At 55.7% G+C, this 1,589-nt stretch carries 1 protein-coding gene; it reads left to right on the forward strand.

Annotation, left to right across the window (positions count from 1 at the left end; genetic code table 11):
• Positions 1-66 precede the first annotated feature (66 nt).
• Positions 67-1,419, forward strand: coding sequence for an IS1182 family transposase (locus EK23_RS21280; RefSeq protein WP_045227408.1), 1,353 nt, complete (start codon positions 67-69; stop codon positions 1,417-1,419).
• The last annotated feature ends 170 nt before the right edge of the window (positions 1,420-1,589 follow it).

Below are 1,589 nucleotides of genomic sequence, written 5' to 3' on the forward strand. Positions count from 1 at the left end.
CCCAGTGCTAAAGCCAGGAATTTGGTAAAATAGCGGCCTACGCCGACACCCAATTCAAGAAGACCCATGACCCGTTTCATCCAATACGACCGCCATCAACAATACCTGCTGCCCCCGTCGGTGGACGAATGGTTGCCCGAAGACCACTTGGCTCGGTACATCGTTGAAGTCATCGATCAACTGGATTTGTCGAAGCTGACCCGTCGCTATTCACGCAGCGGTTCCAAAGCCTATCATCCGGCTTTGTTGCTGGCGTTGCTGGTATACGGCTATGCCACAGGCACCTTTTCCAGTCGCAAGATCGAACGGGCAACGTACGATTCGGTAGCCTTCCGCTTTATCGCCGCCAACCTGCATCCCGATCACGACACCTTGGCCCACTTCCGCAAAACGTTCCTGGTGGAACTGGAAGATTTATTCGTGCAGGTTCTGGCCATCGCACAGGCCATGAAACTGGTCAAACTAGGACAGATTTCGCTGGATGGCACCAAAATCAAGGCGAACGCCTCCAAACACAAAGCCCTGTCCCACGGTCATATCGAAAAGTTGGAAGCCCAACTGCGCGAGGAAGTGCAGGCCTTGCTCGCCAAGGCCGCCGAAACCGATCAACAAGAAGCCTGCGACGAGTACGACTTACCGGCTGAAATCGCTCGCCGCGAACAACGCCTGCAAGCCTTGGCCGATGCCAAAGCCAAGATTGCCGAGCGTGTCGCCCAACGCGATCAACAAGCCCAACAGGAGTATGCCGACAAAGTGGCTCGCCGTGAAGCCCAGCGCAAAGCGGGACGAAAACCGCGCGGCAAAGAACCCAAAGCCCCGGAAACGGGGCCAAAAGCCAAGGATCAAATCAATCTGACCGACGCAGAATCCCGTATCATGCCCAGTCACGAAGGCTTCGTGCAGGCCTACAATGGTCAGGCGGCGGTCGATGTGGACAGCCTGCTCATCGTCGCGGCCACGCTCACGCAGGACACCAACGACAAACAGCAGGTCGAACCGATGCTGGACGAACTGGTTAAACTGGAAAGCGGTTTCGGCAAACCCGACACCCTGCTGGCCGATAACGGCTACTTCAGCCAAGGCAACGTCAAAGCCTGCGATGACCGCCGCATCACCCCTCTGATCGCCCTGGGTCGTGACGCGCACCATTTGCCTTTAGAAGAACGCCTCGCGGCGGATGCCCCCAAACCCAACAGCGATGATCCCGTGGTCAACATGGCCCACGCCCTGAAAACTAAGCAAGGCCGCGCGCAGTACGGTAAGCGCAAATGCACTGTCGAGCCCGTGTTTGGGATCATCAAACAGATCATGGGCTTTCGACAGTTCTCGTTACGAGGCCTGCAAGCGACCTCTGGCGAATGGAAGTTGGTGGCCATGGCCTACAATTTGAAACGGATGCATGTGTTGGCGACGGGATAAACCAGAGAACCAACACAAATCCCAGCGATGGATACTGAACGACGGCAAAGCCAGGTGGATTCTCACCAGAAACCAACTCGTTACTCGTTTTGAATGCCGATTTAACTGCCCATGAAAGGCTCGCTCCAAAAAATTTAGGCCGCCAATTTTATTGTCCGACAGGCTCCTAG

This window comes from Methyloterricola oryzae (assembly GCF_000934725.1).
Taxonomy (GTDB): Bacteria; Pseudomonadota; Gammaproteobacteria; order Methylococcales; family Methylococcaceae; genus Methyloterricola; species Methyloterricola oryzae.

Bases quoted from the DNA above. Each gene is read 5' to 3' on its own strand.
- EK23_RS21280 (WP_045227408.1), top strand. From the start codon at position 67: ATGACCCGTTTCATCCAATACGACCGCCATCAACAATACCTGCTGCCC.